This window comes from Pseudomonas sp. NKUCC02_KPG, from assembly GCF_019345465.1.
Classification (GTDB): Bacteria; Pseudomonadota; Gammaproteobacteria; order Pseudomonadales; family Pseudomonadaceae; genus Aquipseudomonas.
Map to the genome: position 1 here is coordinate 40,478 of NZ_JAHKRC010000022.1, position 24,643 is coordinate 65,120.

Here is a 24,643-nt window from a genome sequence, read left to right on the forward strand (position 1 = left end):
GTCGCAAAGCGACACATGGAACCGATGCAAACGCGGGCGACCCCACCCGGGGTCGCCAACGACATACAAGGCCTTAGCTGCTTTGGTTGGCTTTTTCGGCGGCTTCGATCACATCCGGGCCGATGGCGCTTTCGAACTTCTTCCACACCGGGCGCATGGCTTCACGCCACTGCTCCCGTTGTTGCGGGGTCAGGCTGATGATTTCGCTGTTGCCAAAATCGACGATCTTCTGCCGTGAGGCCTGGTTCAGCACCTCTGCCTGCTTGTTCACCTCCACCGTGACCTCGGCCATGACCTCATCCAGGGTGCTGCGCACATCCGGTGGCAGGCTGTTCCAGAACTTGGTGTTGGTGATCACCATGTAGTCGATCGCGCCATGATTGGACTCGGTGAAGAACTTCTGCACTTCATACACTTTCTGGCTCTCGTAGTTCGACCAGGTATTCTCGGTGCCATTGACCACCCCGGTCTGCAAGCCCTGGTAGACCTCGGCAAAGCTCATCTTGCGCGGCGCGGCGCGCAGGGCCTTGAACTGCTCATCGAGCACGGCGGAAGCCTGTACGCGGAACTTCAAACCCCGGGCATCCTTGGGTTCCTGCAGGGCCTTGTTGGCGGACAACTGCTTCATGCCGTTGTGCCAATAACCCAGGCCGGTAATGCCCTTGCCTTCCATGGATGTGAGCAGGGCCTGGCCTTGCGGGCTTTGCTGGAAGCGGTCAACCGCATGGATATCATCGAAGAGAAATGGCAGGTCGAAGATCTGGATCGGTTTGGAGTAGTGCTCGAACTTGGCCAGCGACGGCGCCAGCAGTTGCACGTCCCCCAGCAACAGCGCTTCCATTTCCTTGCCGTCACCGAACAGCGAGGAGTTCGGGTAGACCTCGACCTTGACCTGCCCTGGCAGGCGCTCCTCGGCCAGCTTCTTGAACAGCAGCGCGCCCTGCCCCTTGGGGGTGTGTTCGGCGACGACGTGGGCGAACTTGATACTGATGGGATCGGCCGCGCCCGCATGACCGGTCAAGAGTGGAAGTGCGCAGGCCAAAGCCATAAGGGTGTGCTTGAACATGGGTACATACCTCTTGTTGTTATAAGTTTGGTAGTGCCTGGTGTTGCCTTCGTGCGGTTTGAGTCAGACAGGCGCAGCCCCTGCCCGCCGCACGATTCGCCGTGAATGCTCGATCACCGGCGCATCGACCATCTGCCCGTCAACCACGAACACCCCGCCTGCGGACTCAACCGCAGCCAGAATCCGCCGGGCCCGGTCCAGCTCTTCAGCCCCCGGCATGTAGGTGTCGTGAATCAGTGCAACCTGACTGGGATGGATGCACAGCAGGCCGCCAAATCCCATGTCCCGGGCATCGGCAGCCATTCGGGCCATGCCCTCGATGTTTTTGATATCCGGAAAAACGCTGTCCAGCGGCGGCGCCAGTTGCACCAGTCGGCTGTGCAGCAAAATGGCATAGCGGGCATGGTCGAGCATGCGCTGCGCTGCGGCGCTCGTGCTGCTCAAGCCCAAGTCCAGGCCAAGGTCCAGGGCACCGAACGTCAGTCGTTCAACCCCCGCTGCCCGGGCGATGGCTTTTATTTCAAGCAAGCCCCTGGCGCTTTCGATGATCGGCCAGACGGGCTTGGCGCAAGCCGCCGCCAATTCGACCTGCACGGCGCTCTCTGCCTTGGGCAGCAATACCGCCACCACACCGGGCTGGCGACGGCACAGGTCCAGATCAGCTGCCTGTTGTTCATGCTGCGGCGCATTGATGCGAACCAGTACCCGAGCGTCGGGATTGGCCTCCAGAAACGCCTCCAGATTGGCCCGCGCCTGCACCTTCAGGTGTTCCGCCACGGCGTCCTCAAGGTCGACGATGACCGCATCGGCGCCGCTTGCCAGCGCCTTGGCAATACGCTCGGGGCGAGTGGCGGGTACAAACAGCGCTGATCGAATGACTGTTTTATTCATGGCAATGCTCCGTACCGCAGTGTGAGGCGAGGGCCTCACACCGCTCCTTGTTGGTGGAGTCGCTGGATGTCCGTGGCGCCATAGCCCAGTTCGTCAAGCAGGCTGTCGGTGTGCTCGCCCAGGCGCGGCACAGCATCCATTCGCGGTTCAAAAGCGACGTTGCGTCCCGGTGGCAGCAGTGCGGGCAACTTGCCGACCGGACTGTCCACCTCGCGCCAGCGGTCACGGGCCTGAAGTTGCGGATGGGCCCACACCCCGGCCATGTCGTTGACATGGGCATTGGCAATCGACGCCCCGTCGAGCCGTGCGATGACTTCATCGGCGCTCAGGCGGGCAAATTCGTCAACGATGATGGCCCGCAACTCGGCACGATTGTCCGAGCGCCGCGCGTTGGCATTAAAGCGTACGTCGTCCGCCAACCCCGGCTGCAGCAACACCTTGTCGCAGAACTGTTGCCATTCACGCTCGTTCTGCAGGCCGAGCATCACCGTACCGCCGTCCCCCGCAGGGAACGGTCCGTAGGGGTAGATTGTGGCGTGGGCGGCCCCGGCCCGCGGAGGCGGTGCCGCGCCGTCGTAGGCGTAATACATCGGGTAATTCATCCACTCCACCAGGCTTTCCAGCATCGATACATCGATGCGGCTGCCCTCCCCGGTCTTGTCCCGCAACAGCAGGGCCGAAAGCACGCCGGTGTAGGCGTACATGCCCGCCGCGATATCGGCAATGGAGCAACCGGCTTTGGCCATGTCGTTTTCCCCCGGCCCGCCGGTGACGGACAAAAAGCCGCCTTCGCTCTGGATCAGCAAGTCGTAAGCCTTTTTCTGCTCGTAGGGCCCGCCCTCGCCGTAGCCGGAGATATCGCAGACGATCAACCTGGGAAAACGCTCATGCAGGGCTTCGAACGACAACCCCATACGCTGCGCGGCACCCGGCGCCAGGTTCTGCACCAGCACATCGGCCGTGGCCAGCAGCTTGTCGAGAACCTCTCCCGCGTCCGGCTGCTTGACGTTCAGGGTCAGGCTTTCCTTGGAGCGGTTGGTCCACACGAAATGCGAGGCCAGGCCATTGACCCGCTCGTCATAGTCACGGGCAAAGTCACCGGAGCCGGGGCGTTCGATCTTGATCACCCGCGCGCCCAGGTCAGCCAGCTGACGGGTGCAAAACGGCGCCGCGATGGCGTGTTCCAGACTGACAACAGTGATGCCGTCCAGCGGGCGGGGTTTGAATGCCGTGTCGTTCATGATGCAGTCCCCGCAGGTGCGGCAGTGCGGGTCAGCACGTCCAGATTGTCCAGATGGCGCAGGTGCCACACCAGCTCCACAAGCCCCGTCGCCTGCTCGTCACTGCACGCTCCCGAGAAGGCCAGCAGGCGGCGAAACTTGTCCTCCAGCTCGGCGCGGCTCAGGGTGTTGCCCGGATCGCCCTTGGGCTCATCGATGCTGCCGGACACAGTCCGGCCCTGCACTGTCGTCACCTCCACACGCCCCAGCCAGCGCTGCGGGTAGGCGCCGTCGACGTGCTCGTCCAGCACCATGCTTACCTTGTCGCGAAATGCCCCGATGCGTGGATCGGTCAGTGCATGTTGATGAAACTCGGGCAATCCGGCCTTGCCGTAAACGGCGATCAGGCCCAGCACCGTGCCCATTGAGAATTTGGCCTGGTGAACGGTCTGTGGCACCTCCACGCGCCCCAACACGTCGATGGCGCCCTGATGGACTCGGGTGATCACGCTGGCAATGTCTTCAGCCCGCAGATTCTCGCGCTGCATCACCTCCAGCAGGGCATCCGCCGCCGGGTGCGTGTGGCGGCACGAGGCGTGAAACTTGAACGAGGTTTCAATCAGGGCCCAACGGCTGCCCAGGCTGTCGGAAAGGCATGCCGGATTGGCGTCGCTGGACATTCCTGCGGCCATGCCCTGCTCGCCTTCGAGAATATTTTTAGCACCACTCAGGCCCTCGGCGGTGAGGTAGGCCGCCAACAGGCCGTCAGCCGCTGCCTTGGCGGTATGCAGCTGTTTGGAGTCTGCCGCATCGCGCAGAAACTCCCACAGACCCGCCGCCTGGGTGCCCGCAGTGCCGAGCAGGTGGGTGAACTGCTCCTGATTGAAGTCCATCAACTTGCCCACCCCCACTGCCGCCGCCAGGGTGCCGACCGTGGCCGTGGTGTGGAAGATGCGGTAGTGCGAACGACCGAGGAATTCACCAATACGAATGCCGGCTTCATAACCGGCCACGGCGGCCACGATCAGGTCGCGGCCCGTTTTACCCAGATCCTGGGCAGCGGCCAGCACCGCCGCAAATACCACCGTCGCCGGGTGCAGCACGGAGCTGTTGTGCAGGTCGTCCTGCTCCACCAGGTGTGAGCTGGCGCCATTGATCAGCGCGGCGAAATACGCGGAGCTGGTCTTGCCGCTGACCAGGATTGTGGCCGGTCCGCTGGCCGGGCCCATCATTGCGCCATAGCGCTCGAACAACGGGATGGGGTGCGAGCCCTGGCTGGCCAGGGCCGAGCCCAGCCAGTCGAGAAACAGGTCTTCGGTACGGCTGATCACGGCTTCGGACAACTGCTCGTAGTGCAGGCTGGCCAAAAACCCGGTGAGCGCTTGTGTGTGCTGACTCATTCAGCGTTCTCCATGGCATTCGAAAGTTCGATCAGGTTGAGGTCCGGATCAAGCAGGTAAATCGAGCGGATCGGTCCCCGCGCACCTGTACGCATGACCGGGCCTTCCAAAATCTTCACGCCCTGGGCGTGCAACTGCTCGATGACGATGTCCAGTCGGTCATTGACGATGAAGCACACGTCGGCCGACCCCGGCAGTGGATGCGTAGCCTTGGGTTCGAACTCGGCACCGGCCTGGTGCAGGTTGATTTTCTGCTGACCAAACGACAGGGCATGGCGCCCCTGGCCAAACACTACCGGCTGCATACCCAGCACACGGCTGTAGAAATCCAGACTCCTGGGAATATCACGTACCGTCAGTACCAGATGGTCGAGATGGCTGATCTGCATGCTTAATCTCCGTTAAGGCTCCAGATGTAAATTCGGGTCAATGCTTAGAAAGAACGCGGCAACTCAAGCAGGTGCTCGGCCACATAGGACAGGATCAGGTTGGTGGAGATGGGCGCCACCTGATACAGACGGGTCTCGCGAAACTTGCGCTCGACGTCGTATTCATTGGCAAAACCGAAACCGCCGTGGGTCTGCAGGCAGGTGTTGGCTGCTTCCCAGCTGGCCTTGGCCGCGAGGTACTTGGCCATGTTGGCCGCAGCCCCGGCACTGCGCCCGCTGTCGTACTCCTCGCACGCACGCCAGCGCATCAGGTCCGCGGCCTCAAGCTCGATGTAGGCCTCGGCAATCGGGAACTGCACGCCCTGGTTCTGCCCGATCGGACGGCCGAACACCTCCCGCTCGCGGGCGTACTGCGCAGACTTTTCATTGAACCAGCGGCCATCGCCAATGCACTCGGCAGCGATCAGGGTGCGTTCGGCATTGAGTCCGTCGAGAATGTAGCGAAAGCCCTTGCCCTCTTCGCCGATCAGGCTGCTGGCGGGGATGTGCAGGTTGTCGAAGAACAGCTCGTTGGTTTCGTGATTGACCATGTTGGCAATCGGCTGCACGGTCAGGCCGTTGCCGATGGCTTCGCGCAAATCCACCAGGAAGATCGACATGCCGTCGACTTTTTTCTGCACGTCGGCCAGCGGCGTGGTGCGGGCCAGCAGGATCATCAGGTCGGAATGCTGTACCCGCGAAATCCAGACCTTCTGGCCGTTGATCACGTAGGAGTCGCCCTGGCGCACGGCCGTGGTCTTGATCTTGGTGGTGTCGGTGCCGGTGGTGGGCTCGGTCACGGCCATGGATTGCAGGCGCAGCTCACCGCTGGCCAGCTTGGGCAGGTAATAGCTTTTTTGCGCTTCACTGCCGTGGCGCAGCAAAGTGAACATGTTGTACATCTGGCCATGCACGGTGCCGGAGTTACCGCCGCAGTGGTTCACTTCTTCCAGAATGATCGACGCTTCGGCCAGCCCCAGGCCCGAGCCGCCGTACTGTTCAGGGATCATCGCCGACAGCCAGCCGGCCTCGGTCATGGCGGCCACAAACGCTTCAGGAAAGCCTTTTTCTTCGTCAATCCTGCGCCAGTACTGCGCCGCAAAGTCGGCACACAGGGCGCGCACACCCTCGCGAATAGCGTTGTAGTCTTCGTTCAGATACGGATTCATTGCAGATCCTTATTGTCATTATTCAGTCGAAGGTCACTTCGCTCTTTTGGGCAATACCTTCAGCATTGCCCACCCACAACTCAGCCCTGCCCGCCGCGGCAATGCGACCGCTCACGTCAAAGGGATGAGGCGCAATCAATGGGCGCAGGCCGCGATAAGCGAAGCGGCGCAGCCGTGCATCGGGATTGGCCCGGCAGAACGCGCGCACACTGAGCGTGGCCATCAGCGGGCCGTGAACCACCAGCCCCGGGTAGCCCTCGACCTCGGTCGCATAGGGCCAGTCGTAGTGGATGCGGTGCCCATTGAAGGTCACGGTCGAATAACGGAACAACAAGGTGGGGGTAGGCGTGACGGACTCCTGCCAGGCGCCTTCGGGCATCGGGTCGCCGCTCGCCAGCTTGGGAGGCGTCGGCTCGCGGTAGACGATGTCCTGTTCTTCACGGATCGCCAGCTGGCCGTCTTGAAGGTAGTCATGCTGCACCGTGACAAACAGCAGAGCGCCGGTCTTGCCGTGTTTTTCCTGGACATCGGTGATGGTGGAGAGGCGCGTCGCCTGAGCGCCCACCTTCAGCGGGATGTGGAACTCGATGCGCCCGCCCGCCCACATGCGGTTGCGGTTATCGGCGGGTGGCAGGAAGCCCCCGCGTGCCGGATGGCCATCGCCACCCAGCTCCCCCGGCGCCACTGCGCTCTGGAAAAAACACCACTGCCACAATGGCGGCAGCGGCTCACCGGCCAGTGGCGCCTGCTCGCCGAAGGTCGCGGCGATTCGGGTAACCAGGTTAAGGCTCAGACAGTCATGGCACTCTTCAGCGCGACCGATCCAGGCAGACAGTGCGTTATCGCTCATCGGTGATTGCCCCGTGGCTTGTTATTTTGACCATGATTGCCAAAAGCACAGCGATCTGTGAATCTGCGTTTCGGTAAGGGGGCGTTCGGTTTTGCTTAACGCCGCAGCCACACAGCAGCATTCATGCCCTGGGAAAATCTGCCATGCACTTTGATCTCGTCGACCTGCGCCTGTTTATCCATATCGCCGAATCCCCCAGCATGACCCAGGGTGCGCGCAAGGCATTCATCTCCCCGGCAGCCGCCAGCGCCCGGATCAAAAGCCTGGAAGAAAACCTCGCCAGCCGCCTGCTCTACCGTGACAGTCGGGGCGTTGAACTCACACCTGCAGGGGAACTGTTCCTGCACCATGCCCGCGTGATCATGCGGCAGGTGGACTACCTGAAAAGCGAGTTCACCGAGTACGGCACTGAGTCCTCGGGGCATATCAGGATCTTTGCCAACACCACGGCGGCCACGGAGTTCTTGCCCGAGATCCTTGCAGGCTTTCTCGCCGAACGTCCGGGGGTGACGGTTGACCTGCAGGAGCGGTTGAGCCGCGACATTGTTCGGGGCGTGCTGGAGGGCTCGACGGACATGGGCATCATTGCCGGCCCGGTCGAGGCCGACAGTTTGCAGGTCATACACTTCAGTACTGACCAGCTGGTACTGGTCACGCCCCTCGACCATCCCCTGGCCGGGCGCACAACCATCAAGCTGGCGGAGACCCTGGCCTATGCGCACATCGGTTTGCACGAAGGCACCACCCTGCTGCGTTTTTTGAGCGAACAGGTGGCCCTGCACGGCAATACGCTGAACATGCGGATCAAGGTCTACAGCTTTGAAGCGATGTGCCGGATGGTCGAAGCGGGCGTGGGCCTGGCCATCCTGCCGGAGTCTTCGGCCCGTCGACATCAACAGACCATGGGCCTGTCAGTCATCGAGCTCGACGAGCCCTGGCGCGTGCGGGAGCGAAGCATTCTGGTCCGTGATCTTGAGGCTCTGCCAAAGGTCATCCGCAGCTTGATAGATAGGTTGCTGGCGCAAAACGAGGGTTCTGCCCAGCCTCTGAATCCGTCCGATCACCCCGCTCCCACCCCGGCTTAACGCAACTGAAACCAGGTGGTTTTCAGCTGCGTGTACTTGTCAAACGAGTGCAGCGACAGATCGCGCCCGAAACCGGACTGCTTGCCTCCGCCAAAGGGAATCGCCACATCCAGAGCGTCGACGGTATTGACCGACACCGTACCGGCATTCAGGGCACGGGCCACACGGTGGGCACGATTCAGGTCATCGCTCCACACCGACGCCGCCAGGCCGTAAATGCTGTCGTTGGCTTGCGCCACGGCCTCCTCTTCAGTATCAAAGGCGCTGACGGCCAGGACGGGACCAAACACCTCTTCACGGGAAATGCTCATGGCGCTGTTCACGTTGGCAAATATCGTCGGCTGGATAAAGTTTGAAGAGCCATTGATGGTCAGTTGTTCACCACCGCTCAACAGCGTGGCACCACTCGCAGTGGCCTGACCGATGGCTTTCATGATGCGGGCTGTTTGCTCGCTGTCGACGATGGCGCCCGCAGCGCTTCCAGGGTTCAGGGGATCTCCGGGCAACCAGGCGCGGGACTTGCTGATCAGGCGCTCGACGAATTCGTCGTGGATGGAGCGCTGCACGTAGAGCCGGGAGTTGGCCGAGCACACTTCACCCTGATTGAAGAAAATGCCGAAGGCGGCTTTTTCCGCAGCCAGGTCCAGATCCTGGCAGTCTTCGAACACCAGGTTCGGGCTCTTGCCACCGCACTCCAGCCAGACCTGCTTGAGGTTGGACTGCGCGGCGTACTGCATGAAGTACTTGCCGACCTGGGTGGAACCGGTGAACACCAGGCAATCAACGTCGGGATGCAAGCCGAGGGCCTTGCCGGCGCTCTCGCCCAGGCCGGGCACCACGTTCAGCACACCTTCCGGGATACCGGCCTCCAAGGCGAGCTGGGCCAGGCGCAACGCAGAAAATGGTGATTGCTCCGCCGGTTTCAGCACCACGCTGTTGCCGGCAGCCAACGCGGGGGCCAGTTTCCAGGCGGCCATGTCCAGCGGAAAGTTCCACGGCACCACCGCGGCAACAACCCCCAGCGCTTCCCGGGTGATGGTGGCCAGTGCGTTGTGAGCCGTAGGTGCGACCTGATCATAGACCTTGTCGAGGGCTTCGCCGTACCAGGCAAAAACGTGTGCGGCGCCGGGTACATCCACGTTGTAGGCATCCATCACCGGCTTGCCCATGTTCAGCGAATCCAGCAGCGCCAGCTCTTCGCGATGGTCCATCAGCAGCCCGGACAACCTGATCAGGATTTTCTTGCGCTCCCCCGGGGCCATGCGCCGCCAAGGGCCTGTGTTGAAGGCGCGCCGTGCTGAGCGCACTGCCAGGTTGACCTCTTGTTCACCGCACGCGGCGACACGGGCCAGCAATTGATTGGTCGCCGGGTTGATGGCGTCGAAGGTCGCCCCGGACATCGAGCTCACTGGCTGGCCGTCGATCAGGGCGGTGTCAATGAAGGTTTGGCGGGCAACACGCTGCTGCCAGTAGTCAAGGTTGAACATGTCAGTACTCCCAAGTGGATGTTTTTGTATTTATTCCGCGATTTTCAAATCCGGCATGCCCACCCGGAACCCCCGGGTGACGCCCAGCAGACACAGGAGCCCCAGGCCCATCCAGCACAGACCAATGAGGAACGACATGCTCGAAAGGCTCGTCCACAACCAGAGGGTGCTGAGGAACCCCAGCCCCGGCAGCACGGCGTACATCAGGTAGTTGCGGCGTCCGCGCAGCTTCTGATCAATCAGGTAATGCTTGATCACTGCCAGATTCACCGCCGAGAACGCGAACAGCGCGCCAAAGCTGATCATGTTGGCGACGGTATCCAGGGTGATGAACAGGGCAATCAGCGAGAACAGACTGACCAGGATGATCGCGTTGGCAGGCACCCGTTTTTTCGAGACCAGCCTGCCGAGTACGCGGGGCAATGCTCCGTCCCGTCCCATTGCAAACAGCACGCGGGAGACACTGGCCTGGGACACCATTGCCGAGGCGAAACAACCCGCCACATAGGTCGCGGTAAACGCAGTCACCAGCAGTTCGCCACCGACGCGACGCATGACGTCCACCGACGCCGAATCCGGGTCGGCGAAGCTGTTCCATTCCGGAAAAACCATTTGGGCACAATACGAAACCACCAGAAACAGCAGCCCTCCGACCAACGACACCACCATGATGGCGAGCGGGATCGTACGCTTGGGGTCAGGGGTTTCTTCGGCCATGGTCGACACCGCATCGAAACCCAGAAATGACAGGCACAGCACGGCTGCCCCCGTCATGATCAACGGCACGCTGAAGCCTTCATGGTGGAAGGGTTCGAGCAGCGAAAGCGGTTCGGAACGCCCGCTCAGGGTGTTCACTGACAACGCCACGAACACCACGATGAAGACCAGTTGGGCAACGATCAGTATCCAGTTGACCCGAGTGATGGACTCGATACCCACCAGGTTGAGTACCGTCACCAGGGCAATGGAGCCGAGCACCCACACCGCGGTCGGAACTGCGGGAAAGTACTCGGACATGTAGATGCCGATCAGCAAATAGCTGAGCAACGGCAGGAAGATGTAGTCCAGCAATAACGTCCAGCCGGCAAGAAAGCCGAAATAGGCACCAAATGCCTTGCGCGTATAGGTGTAGACCGATCCTGAATAGGGGTGCGCCTGAACCATGCGTCCATAGCTGTAGGCGGTCAGCAGCATGGCCGCGAGCGTCAACAGGTAGGCGGTAGGCAGGTGCCCCTTGGTCATCTGAGTGACCAGGCCGTAGGTGGTAAACACCGCCAGCGGGACCATGTAGGCCAGGCCGAAAAGAACCAGTCCGACAAGGCCCAGCGGTTGTCGAAACCTGCGGGCCGACGTTGCGCTGGAGGGGGAATGATGGGAGGGAGTATCGGCCACGTTTGTTATTGTATTCATTGCTGACTCCTGGAAATTGGAATGCAGGGCGCCGCGGCATTCGATGAAATCGATACCGTTAGTGAATCATTCGTTGAAAGTGGTGATGTGCACGCAGGGCGATGTAACGATGTCGCCCACCACCCCGGATGCGGGGTGGTGGGCCGATCACTTCACAGTTTTCCCGCGATCCGTGCGGTGCGGTCTACTGCAATGCGGGTCTTCTCGACCAGCTCGTCCAGCTCGCCTCGGGTTGCTACCAGGGCGGGTGCCATGATCATGCGGCCCAATGTCGAGCGAATGATGACGCCCTCTTCAAAACCAAAGGTGCGGCACTGCCAGGCCAGGTCGTTTTCATTGTCGAAGCGTTTGCGCGTGCTCTTGTCCTCGGCGAACTGCAAGGCCGCGAGCAAGCCCGTGCCCTGGATCTCGCCGATCATCGGGTGATGGGCGAACACTTCGCGCAGGATCTGTTGCAGGTATGGCCCGGTGTCGTCCTTCACCGTGCGTACGATGCCTTCATCACGCAGCGCCTTGAGGTTGGCCAGCGCCACCGCTGCCGCGACCGGGTGCCCGGAGTAGGTCAGGCCGTGGGCGAAGACCCCGCCCTGCTCCACCAGCGCATCGGCAATGCGCTTGCTCAGCACCAGGCCGCCCATCGGTATGTAACCGGAGGTCAGGCCCTTGGCGATCGACAGGGTGTCTGGCTCAAAACCGAAGTACTCGTGAGCGAACCACTCGCCGGTGCGACCAAAGCCACCAATCACCTCATCGGCGCAGAGCAGTACATCGTACTGGCGACAGATGCGTTGAATCTCGGGCCAGTAGCTTTCTGGAGGGAAAATCATCCCGCCCGCGCCCTGGAACGGTTCCGCGATAAAGCCCGCTACGTTTTCGGCGCCCAGTTCGAGGATCTTTTCTTCCAGTTGCAGGGCACAGCGACGACCGAACTCAGCCGGCGTCAACTCGCCGCCCTGGGCGTACCAATACGGCTCATCGATATGGGCGACGTCGGGAATCATGCCCCCCATTTCGTGCATGAACTTCATGCCGCCCAGCGCAGAAGCCGCGAGGGTGGAACCGTGGTAGCCATTCCAGCGGCCGATCATGATTTTTTTCTGCGGCTTGCCGACCACTTGCCAGTAGCGGCGCACGGTACGGATCAATACCTCGTTGGCTTCGGAGCCGGAGTTGGTGTAGATCACGTGACTGTAGTGACCCGGCAGCAGGCTGAACAGCAACTCGGACAGTTCGATCACCGCCGGATGGGTGGTGTGAAAGAACATGTTGTAGTACGACAACTGGTCCATCTGCGCGGCGGCAGCGGCGGTCAAGTCCTTGCGACCATAGCCGAGCTGGGTGCACCACAGCCCCGACATGCCGTCCAGGTAGCGCTTGCCTTCGCTGTCCCATAGATACAGGCCCTTGCCCCGCACCATCACTCGCGGGCCTTCGGCATTCAGGGCTTTTTGATCCACAAAGGCGTGGATGTGGTGGGCCGCGTCAGCCTGCTGGTAATCCTCAGTCTGGCGCTTCAACTCGAATGGTAAATTCATGGTTTTCTCTTTTTGTTGGGAGTCACACAAGGGCAAGCGCACCGCTCAGCGGTTCTTGCTCATGTAGCTTTCAAGGGGGTCTTTGCTGAGCACCCCCTGGGCTTCTGCCAGGGAATCGATAAACAGGGAAAACAGTTCCGATTGCGTACCGATATCCAGCTTGCTGTAGATGTTCTTGCGGTGGGACTTGATGGTGTCTTCCGTGACCCCAAGGCGCTCGGCCAGAGAACGTGTGGAGTGGCCGCGCAAGATCAGCTGGGCAATCCGGCATTCGCGCTCGGTCAGCAGCGACGAACCGAAGTTGTTCAGGGCCGAATGGATTCGCTGTTCCAGCAGGTTTTCGAAGCGCGATCCCCGGGCATCCAGACCGACGAAATGCTTGCCCAGCACCGCCAGTACCCAGGGCGCTATCCGCTTGAACTGCTGAGTGGTGGTTGCGTCCAGTTTTTGCGTAAACGCCAGTGACACCGACAGACTCAGCCCGGCACTGGACTGCAGGATGTAGTTCAACTCATCTTCCAGATGGGAGTGACGGTAAAACGACTGGAAGTATTCGCCGAGTTCGAAGTGATCGGGGGCAACATCATCAAGGTTGTAACACCCTGAACTGACGCCTTCGATGCAGGCCCCGTAGAACGGGTCCAGCAAATAGAACCCGGAGAGGTACTGGCGTACATTGCCTTGTGGCAACCAGGGGCCTTCCAGTTCGAACAACGCACTGGGCATGCCCCCGTGGGGGTACAGGTACAACGTTGTCGCCTGAATGGGCCAGATACATCCCAGGGCTTCGAACAACGTAGCGGTGAAGCCCGACTGCCCGATGCTCTCGGTCACTCTGGCCATCTGTTCGAACCATTGCGCAGATGAAAGCCGGTCGTTTTCCACTTCAAAGACTCGCCGAAAGTACGGTTGAGTACGACACCACGTCACTGGCGCCAAGGATTGGAGTGATACTCCCACACCCTGAAAATCATCGAAATCACCCGTTAGGGTGAGGAGCCTGGCCACCCCGGCATGGCCACTTCCAAGGCGTCAGCCCGTCTGGCACAAGGGTCCTGAGCACCGTGTACATACCCTTTTTCGCGTTGATACAGGGGTAATATTGAGTAATCAGGGCGAGAACTTCTGCATTCAATTTTTATGCTCACTTCCCAGCTTAATAATATTTTATTTAAAACTGCCCTCCCCCTAGCCTTGAAGTCATGCACGAACTGAATCCAACTGCATTACGCAAGGACAGAGACATGACGGTAGCGATAACAAAAATAGACACCCTGGTGGTGGGAGCCGGTCAGGCTGGCGTGGCCATGAGTGAGCACCTGAGCAAGCAAGGCGTGCCGCACCTGGTACTGGAGCGCAGTCGTATTGCCGAACGCTGGCGCACCGGGCGCTGGGATTCGCTGGTGGCCAACGGACCTGCCTGGCATGACCGGTTTCCGGGCATGGCATTCGATGACGTCGCCGACGATGGCTTTGCGCCAAAAGAGCGGGTGGCGGATTACTTTGAAGCCTATGCACGCAAGTTCAATGCGCCGATCCGTACCGGCGTGGACGTACTGTCTGTAACCCGCAATATCGGACGCCCGGGCTTTACCGTGCACACCAGCGAAGGCGTGATCGAAGCCAACCGCGTGGTGGCGGCGACCGGGCCATTCCAGAAACCGGTGATTCCGGCGATTGCACCTCAAGACACCGCGTTGCATCAGATTCACTCCGCCGACTATCGCAACCCTTCGCAGCTGCCGGCTGGGGCCGTTCTGGTGGTGGGCGCGGGTTCTTCCGGCGTGCAGATCGCCGATGAATTGCAACGCTCCGGTCGCCAGGTGTACCTGTCCGTCGGTGCCCACGACCGCCCGCCCCGCGCCTATCGCAACCGCGATTTCTGCTGGTGGCTGGGTGTGCTGGGCGAGTGGGATCAGGCGGCGATGAAGCCTGGCCGCGAGCACGTGACCATTGCGGTAAGCGGCGCCCAGGGTGGCAAAACCATTGATTTTCGCGAGTTGGCCCAGCAAGGCATGACGCTGGTTGGCCTGACCCAATCGTTCAATGGCAGCGTCGCCCGTTTCCAGCCCAACCTGCTGGAAAACCTGGCCCGCGGTGATGAGAACTACCTGGCCCTGCTGGATGCGGCCGATGCCTATGTAGAGCGCAACGGCCTGGACTTGCCTGCGGAACCGCAAGCCCGTCGCGTGTTTGCTGATGCGCCGTGCATCAAGAACCCGATCCTGGAACTGGACCTGGCCACGGCGGGTATCACGTCGATCATCTGGGCCACCGGGTTTGCCGTGGACTACAGCTGGTTGAAGGTCGATGCGTTCGACGCCACCGGCAAGCCCCAGCACCAGCGCGGCGTATCGAGCGAGTCCGGGATCTACTTCCTTGGCTTGCCGTGGCAGTCGCGTCGAGGTTCATCGTTTATCTGGGGCGTCTGGCACGACGCCAAGCACGTGGCCGACCACATCGCCACCCAGCGCAAATACCTCGACTACCGCCAAGCCCCTGCCGTGGCTCGCCAACCGACTGTCAGCGCCTGATCACTTTTTTCGGAGTTTATTTGATGCCTACTCACACTCGCATCCGCATGTTCAACACCAAGGAAACCTACCCTAACCAAACCCTGGACAACGACCTGTGCCAGGCTGTGCGCGCCGGCAACACCGTGTATGTGCGCGGTCAGGTGGGCACCGATTTCGAAGGCAGGCTCGTTGGCCTGGGAGACCCAAGGGCCCAGACCGAGCAAGCCATGCGCAACGTCAAGCAACTGCTCGAAGAAGCGGGCAGCGACCTGAGCCATATCGTCAAGACCACCACCTACCTGATCGACCCGCGCTACCGCGAGCCGGTTTACCAGGAAGTCGGCAAATGGCTCAAGGGGGTGTTTCCGATCTCCACCGGACTGGTGGTGTCGGCTCTCGGGCAGCCCCAGTGGCTGATGGAAATCGATGTGATCGCGGTTATCCCGGAGTAAGGAGGCTACCCATGACGTTTTCAATCGTTGGCCGTTGCGCGGACACCGGCCAGTTGGGCATCGCCATCAGCTCATCGAGTATTGCCGTGGGTGCCCGCTGCCCCTGGTTGCGCCCCGGTGTTGGCGCGGTTTCAACCCAGAACATCACCCTGCCGGCCCTGGGCCCGGACGTGCTGGACTTGCTGGAACGGGGCCTCGCCCCGGCCGCAGCGCTGGACAAGGCGCTTACGAGCAATGGCTACAGCCAGTACCGGCAACTGACGGCGATTGATCACCTGGGCCGCACCGTGCATTTCAGCGGCAGCGAGACCCTGGGTACCCACAATGGGGTCGCGGGCGAACAATGCGTGGCGGCGGGCAACATGCTGGCCGACCGCGCAGTGATCGAGGCCATGGTCCTGGCGTTCGAGCAAGGAGAAGGCCAACTGGCGGACCGGCTGCTGGCTGCCATGCATGCCGCCATCGACGCTGGCGGCGAGGCCGGCCCGGTGCATTCCGCCGCGCTGGTGGTGGTGGGCGAACTGACCTGGCCGATCATCAACCTGCGGGTGGACTGGGCCGATGAGCGCCCGATCACTGAACTGCAGAAACTCTGGGACGCTTATCGCCCGCAAGTGCAGGACTACATCGACCGCGCCATCGCTCCCGACCGTTCCCCCGGCTACGGCGTGGCCGGAGATGATCGATGAGTAGCAGCCGCGATCTGCTGCACAAGCTGGTGGGGTTTGACACCACCAGCCGCGAGTCCAACTTGCAACTGATCGACTTTGTGCGCGATTACCTGGCCGGGTTCGGTGTGGCCAGTGAGTTGGTCTACAACGATGAACGCAGCAAGGCCAACCTGTTCGCCAGTATTGGCCCGCAAGGACTGGCGGGTATTGTGCTGTCGGGACACACCGACGTGGTGCCGGTGGATGGCCAGCCATGGACGGTGCCACCGTTTGAGCTGACTGAGCGCGACGGCAAGCTGTTTGGCCGGGGCACGGCGGATATGAAGGGTTACATCGCATGCGTGCTGGCGTTGGTCCCGGCGCTGATTCAGGCGCCGTTGCGCATGCCGGTGCATATCGCCCTGTCTTACGACGAAGAAGTCGGCTGCCTGGGCGTGCGCTCGTTGCTCAAGGTACTGGAGCAGCGGCCTGTGAAGCCGATGCTGTGCATTATCGGCGAACCGACGCAGCTCAAGCCGGTACTCGGCCATAAAGGCAAGCTCGCCATGCGCTGTAATGTGCAGGGCGAGGCGTGTCATTCGGCCTATGCGCCCTATGGCGTGAATGCCATCGAGCATGCCGCCGCGTTGATTGGCGAGTTGGGGCGTATAGGACACCAATTACAGGAGACACAGGACCCCCGTTTTGATCCGCCGTTCAGCACCGTGCAAACCGGGGTGATTACCGGGGGCAAAGCGCTGAACATCGTGCCTGCCGATTGCCGGTTTGATTTCGAGATTCGCGCATTGCCGTCCCAGGACCCGAGTGAGGTGGCGTCGCAGTTGAGGGCGTACGCCGAGCAACAGGTGTTACCACGCATGCAGGCCGTCAGCGCGCAGAGTGCGATCCGCTTTACCGAGTTGTCCGCGTACCCGGGCCTGGTGACTGATGAGCGCAGCCAGGCGGCTGAGTTGATTGCAGCGTTCAGCGGCTCGCGGGAATTCGGCACCGTCGCGTTTGGCACCGAAGGGGGGCTGTTCGATGCCGTAGGCATTCCCACGGTGGTCTGCGGGCCCGGCAGCATGGACCAGGGGCACAAGCCGGATGAGTTTGTGAGTGTGGCTCAGTTGGCGGGATGTGATGCCATGCTGCTGCGGATGCTGCACTCGATCCGCACCTGATACCCCCAAACGATACCCATCAACTGTGGGAGCCGGGCAAGCCCGGCTCCCACAGTTCTAGCCAAGTAACTGCGCCAGTTCTTCACGGCAGTAGTCGACAAACAGCTGCACCGGCTTGGTCAATGGTGCGCGACGCAGCCACACAGCCGACAAGCCTGAACCCGTGACCGTTTCAGCCAGCGGCACACACACGACTTTCTGGCCGTCATAGGTGTACTCGGTGAACGGTTTGGTCACCAGTATCGAAAAGCCGAACCCCCTGCCCACCATCCCCCGAACCATCTCGATCGACGGCGAACTGAACACGATATTCGGCGTCAACCCGCGCTCTTCGAATATGCTCACGAAATAGGTCCGGCTGGGCAGCACATCCAGCAGAATCATCGGCTCCAGGACCAGGTCCGCCAGGGACACTCTGGCTTGCTGTGCAAAGCGGTGATCGGCCGGTAACAGGGCGTATGGCTGCTGCGGCGGCATCAGTGGCGCAGTCTCGATGGCGGTTCCCAGGTCGTGTTCAAACAGCATCGCCACATCAATAGTGCCTGCGGTGAGCGCCTGTACCAGCTCCTGCTGCTCACCGTCGCGAATGCGGATCTCAACCCCGGGCCAACGCGCCTTGAAGCCGGCGATCAAACGCGGCAAGTACAGCGGTGCGACGGTTTCAAAGCAGCCGATATCGATCTGCCCCGCCACCACGTCATTGTCGGCCAGGGCGTTTTGTTCGAACTCATGTGCCACTCGCAACAACTCCAGCGCCTTGCGGTAAAACCGTGCGCCACTGGGTGTCAGTGACACGCCCTGGGCGTGATGACGGATAAACAGCTGCACACCAAAACTGTCTTCCAGTTGCTTGATCGCGGTCGAGACGGATGGTTGTGCGATGTAAAGCTTGCGCGACGCTTCGGCGACGCTGCCGCAGTCGGCCGTGGTCACAAAATATCTGAGTTGGCGCAGGTTGTAGGCAGCCATCGGAACCTCGGGAAACGTGGGATTTCGCCCCAAACCAGTGCAAGAAAAAGCTGTTTTATTCAGCGTTCACGGAGCATGCAACATACCGGAGCAAAAAAGCCCGGGAGATACTTTTTTTAATGTCTATAGCAACAAACTTACTAATTTACCTCCCTGCCCTCATTACAGATGATCACTCCAACAACAAAGCGCCGCCCTGTCGGCGCACTGCGAAGTACGTCCACGTACTCACCTGCCTTGGAGTTCGTCATGGTCACCACTGCAACAGCCAACGCCCCGCTCATCGAGAAACACACGATTGGATACGTGCCCCCCGAAGATCGCCATGGAAAGGTAAGAGATCTGTTCACCCTGTGGTTCGGCGGCAACATCGCGCCGTTGCCGATCGTCACCGGAGCACTGGGTGTGCAACTGTTCAACCTTAATCTGATGTGGGGCATCGTCGCCATCCTCATCGGTCACCTGGTCGGCGGCGTGCTGATGGCGCTGCACTCGGCCCAGGGCCCGCAAATGGGCATCCCGCAAATGATCCAGAGCCGTGCCCAGTTCGGCTCCCTCGGCGCGTTGCTGGTGGTGGTGATCGCGGGTGTCATGTACATCGGTTTCTTTGCTTCCAACATCGTGCTGGCGGGCAAATCCCTGCACGGCGTGGTCGATTCGGTGCCCGTGCCGGTCGGCATCGTGATCGGCGCCATCGGTTCCGGAATTATCGGCATCATCGGCTACCGCTTTATCCACGTGCTCAACCGCATTGGCACCTGGGTACTGGGCGCCGGGATCGTGCTCGGTTTCGGCTACATCTTCACCCACATACAGACCACCGACTTTCTGACCCGCGGCGGGTTCAACATTGCAGGCGTGCTGGCGACCATTTCCCTGGCTGCCCTGTGGCAGATCGCCTTTGCCCCCTACGTGTCTGACTACTCCCGCTACCTGCCGGCTGACGTCCCCGTTGCGTCCACATTCTGGACCACTTACCTGGGTTCGGTCCTGGGCTCCAGTCTGTCCTTCATCTTTGGCGCCGTTGCCGTCCTCGCCACCCCGGCAGGGATGGACACCATGGAAGCGGTCAAACTCGCCACGGGCTCCATCGGCCCCCTGATGCTGGTGCTCTTTTTGCTCAGCGTGATCAGCCACAACGCCCTCAACCTGTACGGCGCGGTACTGTCGATCATCACCCTGGTGCAGACCTTTGCGTATCGCTGGATTCCAACGGCCAAAAGCCGTGCGGTGATCTCCATCATCGTACTGGCCACGTGTGCAACTGCAGCCGTGTTCGCCTCCAAGGACTTTATCGGGCACTTCGTCGATATGGTGCTGGTGTTGCTGGTGGTATTGGTGCCGTGGACAGCGATCAACCTGATCGACTTCTACGCGATCCATAAGGGCAAGTACGACATTGCGTCGATCTTTCGCGTGGATGGCGGGATTTACGGGCGCTACAACCCCCAGGCATTGCTGGCGTATGCGGTCGGTATTGTGGTGCAGATTCCGTTCATGAACACGCCGCTGTATGTGGGTCCGATTTCAGAACACATCAACGGAGCGGACTTGTCCTGGATCGTCGGGCTGGTGGTGACTTCGCCGTTATATTTCTGGCTGGCGAATCGTGACAGTGCCTACAAACGCAGGATGAACGAGGGCGCATTGGTCGCCGGTGTCTGATCGGCTACCCAGGCTGTTTATCTTGAGCTGAAGACTCTGCAACTCCCGCCCCACAGGCAGCGCCAGATACTGAAAGTCTCGTCACTAGACGACTTGCGGGTCTGGCGTTGCGCATTTGGCAATACCCAGACACCCTGGCCCTCCAACCGCTGAAAAGCCTGAGCATATTGCGTGATGACTTGAGAGAGATGCCGTAAAGAAATCATCGTTGGGCGCCTGGACAAGCTCCCTGATGAAAATCCAGAAACGAAAAAGGACCCGAAGGTCCTTTGTTCTGCTCTATCGAACTGCACTGAATTCGTAAAGCCATGTTTGGAGCGGGAAACGAGACTCGAACTCGCGACCCCGACCTTGGCAAGGTCGTGCTCTACCAACTGAGCTATTCCCGCGTCTTGGTGCTGGGCATTCTATAGGAATATAAGAATGCGTCAACCCATTGATTCAAAAAGTTTTATTTATTTTACCGAGGTCGTCTTCAGATGCGGCCAGGCGGCCCGCAAATACTGAAGCATCGACCACAAGGTCAACCCCGCCGCCACCAGCAGCAGCCCGTAACCCACCAACACCCAGAAGCTGAAGTCCGATGGATTGGCCAGCAAGATGATCAGGGCCAGCATTTGCGCCGCAGTTTTCCACTTGCCCATGTTCGATACGGCAACCTGAGCCCGTGCACCCAACTCTGCCATCCACTCGCGCAACGCGGAAATGACAATTTCACGGCCAATAATCACGGCTGCAGGCAGGGTCAGCCACACGTTGTGGTGCTCTTGCACCAAGAGGACCAACGCCACAGCAACCATCAACTTGTCGGCTACCGGATCCAGAAAGGCACCAAAAGGCGTGCTTTGCTCCAGTCGACGGGCCAAATAGCCGTCGAGCCAATCCGTCGCCGCCGCAAACGCGAAGACTGAGCTGGCGGCTACATAACTCCAGCTGTACGGCATGTAAAACAACAGAATGAAGAAAGGAATGAGTAGAACGCGTAGTACGGTGATCAAATTAGGGATATTCATCGGCACAACTGGCTACGAGGTGAGGGGGCATTCTACTCGCTGTGCAGATTTGCATAAATCAACTCAGCGAGCTTTTTACTGATCCCGGGTGCTTTGGCGATCTCCTCGATGCTGGCACGAGATAGCTCCTGTAAGCCACCAAAATGTTTCAATAAATCTCGGCGGCGAGTCGGCCCTACCCCTGCAATGCCTTCCAGGGTTGAGGTTCGACGGGTTTTACCGCGTCGCGCCCGATGTCCGGTAATGGCAAAACGGTGGGCCTCGTCACGGATTTGCTGGATCAAATGCAAGGCCGGCGAGTCACCCTTTAACGTGAATTCATGGGCAGCATCGTTCAGATAGAGGGTTTCGAAGCCCGCCTTGCGTGTTGCTCCCTTGGCCACGCCAAGCAGGATCAAGTCTGGCACGGCCAGTTCATTGAGCACATCACGGGCCATTGAGAGCTGACCCTTGCCACCATCGACCAGCAGGATGTCGGGCAACTTGCCCTCCCCCTCTTTAAGCCGGCTGAAACGGCGCATCAGCGCCTGGTGCATGGCAGCATAGTCATCGCCCGGGGTCACGCCTTCAATGTTGAAGCGCCGGTAATCCGACTTGATCGGACCTTCGGGGCCGAACACCACGCAGGATGCAACGGTCGCTTCACCGCTGGAGTGACTGATGTCATAGCACTCCAGCCGCTGTGGGATTTCGTCGAGTTTCAATACTTTGGCCAGGGCCTCAAAGCGTGCCGCAACATGCAGACGGTTTGTCAGGCGGGCAACCAGCGCCTGCTCGGCATTGGTGACCGCCAGTTGCTGCCATCGCGCCCGCGTGCCACGCACCCTGTAGCTGATGGCCAGCTCTCGGCCCCGCAGCTCTTCGATGGCGTCGATGATTGCGCCGAAACTCTCGTGCTCCACGTTTACAATCAGCTCGCTCGGCAAGTCGCGCTCAGGGCTGCTGATGTAGTACTGACCGAGAAAGGCCGCCATGACTTCGGCCACCTCCTCCTCGATACCGACCTGTGGAAAGAAGTTCTTGCTGCCCAATACCCGCCCGCCGCGCACATTGATCAAATGCACACAGGCGCCGCCGGGGTTTACGAAAGCGGCAATCACATCCACATCGCCGGTCCCGCCTTCCATGCTTTGCTGGTCCTGAACCCTGCGCAAGAGCGAAATCTGGTCACGTACCTCAGCGGCACGCTCAAAATCAAGGGTGCTGGCGGCTTGCTCCATTGCACTGTTGAGCTCGTCGGTCAGCGCACTGCTGCGCCCCTCAAGGAACATGATCGAGTGGCGAACATCCTCAGCATACTCCTGCGGCTCAACCAACCCGACACAAGGCGCTTTGCAGCGCTTGATCTGATACTGCAAACAAGGCCGCGTTCTGTTTTTGAAGTAGCTGTCATCGCACTGACGCACCAGAAAGGTCTTTTGCAAGATGCTCAGGCTCTCGCGAATAGCGCCCGCACTGGGGTAAGGCCCGAAGTACTTGCCTTTTAGCTTCTTGGCACCGCGATGAATGCTCAGGCGCGGGAATTCACCATCCGACAGAAACACATAGGGATAGGACTTATCGTCGCGCAACAGAATGTTGTACGGCGGGCGCCATTCCTTGATAAGCGTCTGCTCAAGCAGCAACGCCTCGGTTTCATTGGCAGTAATGGTGGTTTCTATTTGCGCGATACGTGCCACGAGGGCAGCTGTTTTAGGCGCCAGGCCGGTTTTGCGAAAGTAGCTGGCCAGACGCTTTTTCAGGTTCTTGGCCTTACCCACGTAAAGCAGCCGTGCATCGCCGTCAAACATGCGATACACGCCAGGACGACCGCTGCAGGTCGAAAGAAACGCACTTGCGTCAAACACGTCAGTCATCGTTAACCAGCATCGACCATGCCGTGACGAACAGCCAGCAAGGCCAGTTCAACATCGCTTTTGACCGAGAGCTTCTCGTAAATGCGGTAGCGGTAGGTATTGACCGTCTTGGGCGACAGGCAAAGTTTGTCTGAAATGACCTGGACCTTCTGACAGCCCACAATCATCAGCGCGATCTGAATTTCGCGCTCGGACAGGGTATCAAACGGAGAGTCACTTGCAGGCTGAAAGGATTTGAGTGCCAATTGCTGTGCGACTTGCGGGCTGATGTAGCGCTGACCGGCGAATACCAGCCTGATTGCCTGGACCATCTCGGCCAGACCAGCGCCCTTGGTCATGTAGCCTGCGGCGCCTGCCTGCAGCAAGCGCGTCGGAAAAGGGTCTTCTTCACACACGGTCACGGCGACAACCTTGATGTCGGGGTGGCTGCGCATCATCTTGCGGGTAGCTTCCAGGCCACCAATGCCGGGCATTTTGACATCCATCAAAACCACATCAGGCTTCAGCTCGCGGGCCTTGAGAAGGGACTCCTCACCGGACTCGGCCTGACCGACCACTTGCAAGCCTTCGATATCGGCCAGCATTCGTGTGATCCCTGTACGCACAAGATCGTGGTCATCGACCACTAGAACCCGAATCAAGTCGATACCTCGCAAATTGGTCTTGGTTGATTGTGGACACCTTAGCAAAAACTAATCCACCAACCTACCGACTTGCGTCAACTATCCACGCCAAAGCGTTAAATCCTTGTAAATATTCAGCTCTTGACGGTCTCAATATCTTCAGGATCACGAAGTTCCTTTGCCGGGTGAGCGACAGACAGCTCGGCCAAGGTTGTGGTCAAGCGGCGGATGGCGTCCTGATCTTCCTTTTGCAAGACCCGGTAACTGGTCAGGACTTTTTCTTCTATATGACTGAGGTTGTCGACTAATGTCGGGGTTGGGCTGCCGGTCAATACAAACAGCACATCCACCCCACGCCCTGCGACCCGCGACAAGTAGTCCGCTTTGGGCGCGCGATCACCACTCTCATATTTGCCTTGGGCGTTCGCCTCGACACCACCAATTTCGCCAAAAGCTTTCTGCGACAAACCCAGCCGCTCTCTCTCTTGACGCAAGCGCAAACCAATTCCACTCATTTGGATGTAGGATCCCATTTTAAACACCCGCAAGGATGGTATAATCCATAAATATTAAACAAAATTGAACGGTTTTGAACTATGACCGGAATTCGTACTGCCGCACAAGCCAGGGCATGGCTGGAATACCAGGGAAAATCCGTTCAAGAGTTCGCTCGGGAACATGGCGTCGACCCGGCCACCACTTATCAAGTGCTCGCCGGGCGCAAAAAGGGGAAGCGTGGTGAAGCCCACAAGGTAGCGGTTCTTCTGGGCATGAAAGACGGCATCATTGCCTCTCAGACCACACATTCAGTTGAGGCAGAAGGGGATGAGTTCGCTTGAGTATGCACCTATTCGGGCGTGACTCCCGATTTAGTATTCAGGCACGCCCTCCCCCTCAACAGCACGCACGGCGAGCGGCGGCGCAAAGCCCGAAACAGGGCCCTCACGTGTTCGTGACCGGCTCGAATAAACATCTCGCCTGCCCCTGACTCTCATGGCAATAGTCTGAATTGTTAATCCACATAGTATTTTTTGATTGAATACGCCCGTTCGCCTCAAGTAAGCTGCGAACCATCAATCGGAGACCACCCATGTTGCATCACGCCCCCACAGACATTTGTAAGACCGCACGCGACGAGCGTCTGGCTGAATCTGTGTGCGCGAACAACATGCACTCC

At 59.9% G+C, this 24,643-nt stretch carries 23 protein-coding genes and 1 tRNA gene; 7 read left to right on the plus strand and 17 right to left on the minus strand.

The annotated features are described in order from the left end of the window. Window positions 1-73 precede the first annotated feature (73 nt). The 7 genes from KO536_RS22980 to KO536_RS23010 form a co-directional block, all read right to left on the minus strand. Entirely contained in the window at window positions 74-1,066 is a 993-nt protein-coding gene (locus KO536_RS22980) for a TRAP transporter substrate-binding protein (protein ID WP_133076916.1), read from the minus strand. Window positions 1,067-1,129: 63 nt separating this feature from the next. After that, entirely contained in the window at window positions 1,130-1,957 is an 828-nt protein-coding gene (locus KO536_RS22985; protein ID WP_219263112.1) for a CoA ester lyase, read from the minus strand. A gap of 35 nt (window positions 1,958-1,992) precedes the next feature. Then, window positions 1,993-3,198 carry a CaiB/BaiF CoA-transferase family protein gene (locus KO536_RS22990; RefSeq protein ID WP_219263113.1) on the minus strand — a complete coding sequence of 402 codons (1,206 nt, stop codon included), beginning with the start codon at window positions 3,196-3,198 and terminating at the stop codon, window positions 1,993-1,995. Continuing rightward, window positions 3,195-4,577 (minus strand): MmgE/PrpD family protein, encoded by a 1,383-nt coding sequence (locus KO536_RS22995; protein ID WP_219263114.1) that lies wholly within the window; start codon window positions 4,575-4,577, stop codon window positions 3,195-3,197. Before KO536_RS22995 ends, KO536_RS22990 begins: the two co-directional genes overlap by 4 nt. Continuing rightward, a complete protein-coding gene (locus tag KO536_RS23000) occupies window positions 4,574-4,966 on the minus strand; it encodes a VOC family protein (protein ID WP_219263115.1) in 393 nt (130 codons plus the stop codon). Before KO536_RS23000 ends, KO536_RS22995 begins: the two co-directional genes overlap by 4 nt. 44 nt (window positions 4,967-5,010) lie before the next feature. Further along, entirely contained in the window at window positions 5,011-6,174 is a 1,164-nt protein-coding gene (locus tag KO536_RS23005) for an acyl-CoA dehydrogenase family protein (RefSeq protein ID WP_219263116.1), read from the minus strand. A gap of 22 nt (window positions 6,175-6,196) precedes the next feature. After that, the gene (locus KO536_RS23010) at window positions 6,197-7,024 is read right to left on the minus strand and encodes a MaoC family dehydratase N-terminal domain-containing protein (protein WP_219263117.1); all 828 of its coding nucleotides are present in this window, start codon (window positions 7,022-7,024) and stop codon (window positions 6,197-6,199) included. 143 nt (window positions 7,025-7,167) lie between these two features. On the opposite strand from KO536_RS23010, the gene KO536_RS23015 reads away from it, so the two are divergent. Beyond that, window positions 7,168-8,109, plus strand: coding sequence for a LysR family transcriptional regulator (locus tag KO536_RS23015; RefSeq protein WP_219263118.1), 942 nt, complete (start codon window positions 7,168-7,170; stop codon window positions 8,107-8,109). Here the strand turns inward: KO536_RS23015 and KO536_RS23020 are convergent. The 4 genes from KO536_RS23020 to KO536_RS23035 all read right to left on the minus strand — a co-directional run bounded on the left by KO536_RS23020 (window position 8,106) and on the right by KO536_RS23035 (window position 13,384). Further along, entirely contained in the window at window positions 8,106-9,596 is a 1,491-nt protein-coding gene (locus KO536_RS23020) for an aldehyde dehydrogenase (protein WP_219263120.1), read from the minus strand. The two genes, KO536_RS23015 and KO536_RS23020, sit on opposite strands and share 4 nt — an antisense overlap. Before the next feature lie 30 nt (window positions 9,597-9,626). Continuing rightward, window positions 9,627-11,006 carry an APC family permease gene (locus KO536_RS23025; protein WP_219263122.1) on the minus strand — a complete coding sequence of 460 codons (1,380 nt, stop codon included), beginning with the start codon at window positions 11,004-11,006 and terminating at the stop codon, window positions 9,627-9,629. Between the two features lie 152 nt (window positions 11,007-11,158). After that, entirely contained in the window at window positions 11,159-12,541 is a 1,383-nt protein-coding gene (locus KO536_RS23030) for an aspartate aminotransferase family protein (protein ID WP_019826355.1), read from the minus strand. Window positions 12,542-12,586: 45 nt separating this feature from the next. After that, a complete protein-coding gene (locus KO536_RS23035; protein ID WP_219263124.1) occupies window positions 12,587-13,384 on the minus strand; it encodes a helix-turn-helix transcriptional regulator in 798 nt (265 codons plus the stop codon). Window positions 13,385-13,743: 359 nt separating this feature from the next. Between KO536_RS23035 and KO536_RS23040 the strand changes: the two genes are divergently transcribed. Genes KO536_RS23040 through argE form a run of 4 tightly spaced genes read left to right on the plus strand, consistent with a single transcriptional unit; the run spans window position 13,744 to window position 17,340 of the window. Beyond that, window positions 13,744-15,075, plus strand: a complete 1,332-nt coding sequence (locus KO536_RS23040) for an NAD(P)/FAD-dependent oxidoreductase (RefSeq protein WP_219263126.1) — start codon at window positions 13,744-13,746, stop codon at window positions 15,073-15,075. Between the two features lie 23 nt (window positions 15,076-15,098). Next, a complete protein-coding gene (locus KO536_RS23045; RefSeq protein ID WP_133076929.1) occupies window positions 15,099-15,509 on the plus strand; it encodes a RidA family protein in 411 nt (136 codons plus the stop codon). Between the two features lie 11 nt (window positions 15,510-15,520). Beyond that, window positions 15,521-16,198, plus strand: a complete 678-nt coding sequence (locus tag KO536_RS23050) for a DUF1028 domain-containing protein (protein ID WP_019826351.1) — start codon at window positions 15,521-15,523, stop codon at window positions 16,196-16,198. Next, window positions 16,195-17,340 carry an acetylornithine deacetylase gene (gene argE / locus KO536_RS23055; RefSeq protein ID WP_219263127.1) on the plus strand — a complete coding sequence of 382 codons (1,146 nt, stop codon included), beginning with the start codon at window positions 16,195-16,197 and terminating at the stop codon, window positions 17,338-17,340. The genes KO536_RS23050 and argE overlap by 4 nt, the downstream gene beginning before the upstream one ends. Window positions 17,341-17,397: 57 nt before the next feature. On the opposite strand, the gene KO536_RS23060 is transcribed toward argE, so the two are convergent. Beyond that, window positions 17,398-18,309 carry a LysR substrate-binding domain-containing protein gene (locus KO536_RS23060; RefSeq protein ID WP_019826348.1) on the minus strand — a complete coding sequence of 304 codons (912 nt, stop codon included), beginning with the start codon at window positions 18,307-18,309 and terminating at the stop codon, window positions 17,398-17,400. Window positions 18,310-18,558: 249 nt separating this feature from the next. Here KO536_RS23060 and KO536_RS23065 point away from each other — a divergent pair, with 249 nt between their 5' ends. Then, window positions 18,559-19,974 carry a cytosine permease gene (locus tag KO536_RS23065; RefSeq protein ID WP_219263129.1) on the plus strand — a complete coding sequence of 472 codons (1,416 nt, stop codon included), beginning with the start codon at window positions 18,559-18,561 and terminating at the stop codon, window positions 19,972-19,974. A gap of 313 nt (window positions 19,975-20,287) precedes the next feature. Here the strand turns inward: KO536_RS23065 and KO536_RS23070 are convergent. The 5 genes from KO536_RS23070 to KO536_RS23090 all read right to left on the minus strand — a co-directional run bounded on the left by KO536_RS23070 (window position 20,288) and on the right by KO536_RS23090 (window position 23,981). Further along, window positions 20,288-20,363: transfer RNA gene (locus tag KO536_RS23070), tRNA-Gly, on the minus strand. A gap of 66 nt (window positions 20,364-20,429) precedes the next feature. Beyond that, on the minus strand, window positions 20,430-20,987 hold the full coding sequence (gene pgsA / locus KO536_RS23075; RefSeq protein WP_048361487.1) for a CDP-diacylglycerol--glycerol-3-phosphate 3-phosphatidyltransferase: 558 nt from the start codon (window positions 20,985-20,987) through the stop codon (window positions 20,430-20,432). A gap of 32 nt (window positions 20,988-21,019) precedes the next feature. Further along, entirely contained in the window at window positions 21,020-22,843 is a 1,824-nt protein-coding gene (gene uvrC, locus KO536_RS23080; RefSeq protein ID WP_219263131.1) for an excinuclease ABC subunit UvrC, read from the minus strand. A gap of 2 nt (window positions 22,844-22,845) precedes the next feature. Beyond that, complete coding sequence (gene uvrY, locus KO536_RS23085) at window positions 22,846-23,484, minus strand: UvrY/SirA/GacA family response regulator transcription factor (RefSeq protein WP_219263132.1); 639 nt, start codon at window positions 23,482-23,484, stop codon at window positions 22,846-22,848. Window positions 23,485-23,600: 116 nt separating this feature from the next. After that, on the minus strand, window positions 23,601-23,981 hold the full coding sequence (locus KO536_RS23090) for a helix-turn-helix domain-containing protein (protein ID WP_219263133.1): 381 nt from the start codon (window positions 23,979-23,981) through the stop codon (window positions 23,601-23,603). An 81-nt stretch (window positions 23,982-24,062) separates the two neighbouring features. Here KO536_RS23090 and KO536_RS23095 point away from each other — a divergent pair, with 81 nt between their 5' ends. Next, window positions 24,063-24,305, plus strand: coding sequence for a DNA-binding protein (locus tag KO536_RS23095; RefSeq protein WP_219263135.1), 243 nt, complete (start codon window positions 24,063-24,065; stop codon window positions 24,303-24,305). The last annotated feature ends 338 nt before the right edge of the window (window positions 24,306-24,643 follow it).

What these genes read in the sequence shown, in the direction of transcription:
- KO536_RS23010 (WP_219263117.1), bottom strand. Translation starts at nt 7,024, where the DNA reads ATGAGCGATAACGCACTGTCTGCCTGGATCGGTCGCGCTGAAGAGTGC.
- KO536_RS23050 (WP_019826351.1), top strand. Translation starts at nt 15,521, where the DNA reads ATGACGTTTTCAATCGTTGGCCGTTGCGCGGACACCGGCCAGTTGGGC.
- KO536_RS23090 (WP_219263133.1), bottom strand. Translation starts at nt 23,981, where the DNA reads ATGAGTGGAATTGGTTTGCGCTTGCGTCAAGAGAGAGAGCGGCTGGGT.
- KO536_RS23005 (WP_219263116.1), bottom strand. Translation starts at nt 6,174, where the DNA reads ATGAATCCGTATCTGAACGAAGACTACAACGCTATTCGCGAGGGTGTG.
- KO536_RS23045 (WP_133076929.1), top strand. Translation starts at nt 15,099, where the DNA reads ATGCCTACTCACACTCGCATCCGCATGTTCAACACCAAGGAAACCTAC.
- KO536_RS22995 (WP_219263114.1), bottom strand. Translation starts at nt 4,577, where the DNA reads ATGAGTCAGCACACACAAGCGCTCACCGGGTTTTTGGCCAGCCTGCAC.
- KO536_RS23060 (WP_019826348.1), bottom strand. Translation starts at nt 18,309, where the DNA reads ATGGCTGCCTACAACCTGCGCCAACTCAGATATTTTGTGACCACGGCC.
- KO536_RS23000 (WP_219263115.1), bottom strand. Translation starts at nt 4,966, where the DNA reads ATGCAGATCAGCCATCTCGACCATCTGGTACTGACGGTACGTGATATT.
- KO536_RS23040 (WP_219263126.1), top strand. Translation starts at nt 13,744, where the DNA reads ATGCACGAACTGAATCCAACTGCATTACGCAAGGACAGAGACATGACG.
- KO536_RS23015 (WP_219263118.1), top strand. Translation starts at nt 7,168, where the DNA reads ATGCACTTTGATCTCGTCGACCTGCGCCTGTTTATCCATATCGCCGAA.
- uvrC (WP_219263131.1), bottom strand. Translation starts at nt 22,843, where the DNA reads ATGACTGACGTGTTTGACGCAAGTGCGTTTCTTTCGACCTGCAGCGGT.
- KO536_RS23035 (WP_219263124.1), bottom strand. Translation starts at nt 13,384, where the DNA reads ATGGCCAGAGTGACCGAGAGCATCGGGCAGTCGGGCTTCACCGCTACG.
- KO536_RS22990 (WP_219263113.1), bottom strand. Translation starts at nt 3,198, where the DNA reads ATGAACGACACGGCATTCAAACCCCGCCCGCTGGACGGCATCACTGTT.
- argE (WP_219263127.1), top strand. Translation starts at nt 16,195, where the DNA reads ATGAGTAGCAGCCGCGATCTGCTGCACAAGCTGGTGGGGTTTGACACC.
- KO536_RS23020 (WP_219263120.1), bottom strand. Translation starts at nt 9,596, where the DNA reads ATGTTCAACCTTGACTACTGGCAGCAGCGTGTTGCCCGCCAAACCTTC.
- KO536_RS22985 (WP_219263112.1), bottom strand. Translation starts at nt 1,957, where the DNA reads ATGAATAAAACAGTCATTCGATCAGCGCTGTTTGTACCCGCCACTCGC.
- KO536_RS22980 (WP_133076916.1), bottom strand. Translation starts at nt 1,066, where the DNA reads ATGTTCAAGCACACCCTTATGGCTTTGGCCTGCGCACTTCCACTCTTG.
- KO536_RS23025 (WP_219263122.1), bottom strand. Translation starts at nt 11,006, where the DNA reads ATGAATACAATAACAAACGTGGCCGATACTCCCTCCCATCATTCCCCC.
- KO536_RS23095 (WP_219263135.1), top strand. Translation starts at nt 24,063, where the DNA reads ATGACCGGAATTCGTACTGCCGCACAAGCCAGGGCATGGCTGGAATAC.
- KO536_RS23030 (WP_019826355.1), bottom strand. Translation starts at nt 12,541, where the DNA reads ATGAATTTACCATTCGAGTTGAAGCGCCAGACTGAGGATTACCAGCAG.
- KO536_RS23065 (WP_219263129.1), top strand. Translation starts at nt 18,559, where the DNA reads ATGGTCACCACTGCAACAGCCAACGCCCCGCTCATCGAGAAACACACG.
- pgsA (WP_048361487.1), bottom strand. Translation starts at nt 20,987, where the DNA reads ATGAATATCCCTAATTTGATCACCGTACTACGCGTTCTACTCATTCCT.